This window comes from Clostridium sulfidigenes, from assembly GCF_000732635.1.
Taxonomy (GTDB): domain Bacteria; phylum Bacillota; class Clostridia; order Clostridiales; family Clostridiaceae; genus Clostridium_J; species Clostridium_J sulfidigenes.
Genome location: NZ_JPMD01000090.1, coordinates 1 through 823, shown reverse-complemented (window position 1 = coordinate 823; position 823 = coordinate 1). Strand labels below are relative to the sequence as shown.

The window sequence follows — 823 nt, the reverse complement described above, 5'->3', positions numbered from 1 at the left end:
CCATGCGGGTTTCAAGGGAATTAGTATTTTGATAATAAGACTAAATACATTATAATAAGCAGCAGTAATAATGATGTTGTTGTGTGCTTACCTATAATAAAAATTCAAATTGATATACTATATTTTAAATAAATAGTAAAAATAATAGAATATAAACTAATACTTTACCTAGTGTATCAATATTAGGATAAGGTAGCATTTAAATGAAAATAGAAGGTATGTAAGGATAATTTTATATAAGAAGAATATTAGGTGGATTTTATAAGAATAAATCATGGTAAGATAAGTCTTGTCGCTGAGAGATGCGGCAGAAAACAACAAGAAATTAAGAAAAAAACTTCTTAAAAAAATGTTGACAGATAAGAGATTATCTAGTAGAATAGTAAGAGTCGTCGGAAGTAATCGATGATAATGAAAACCAAATGGTCTTTGAAAATTAAACAGAGAAAAAGGTAAAACCAGTTAATTCCGATAGAGAAATCTATCAAATAAATGACTTAACAAGTCAGCGAAAAAAAGAGCATAGCTCAAACTTTTTAAATTGAGAGTTTGATCCTGGCTCAGGACGAACGCTGGCGGCGTGCCTAACACATGCAAGTCGAGCGATGAAGCTTCGGGGTGAATTAGCGGCGGACGGGTGAGTAACACGTGGGTAACCTGCCTTATAGAGGGGGATAGCCTTCCGAAAGGAAGATTAATACCGCATGAAATGTTTTTATCGCATGGTAGAAACATCAAAGGAGTAATCCGCTATAAGATGGACCGCGGCGCATTAGCTAGTTGGTGAGGTAACGGCCCACCAAGCGACGATGCGTAGCCGACT

1 rRNA gene is annotated in these 823 nt (G+C 35.5%); it reads left to right on the top strand.

Going from position 1 to position 823, the window contains the following annotated elements:
* Positions 1–537: 537 nt before the first annotated feature.
* Positions 538–823, top strand: a 16S ribosomal RNA gene (locus IO99_RS18120); the annotation flags it as partial.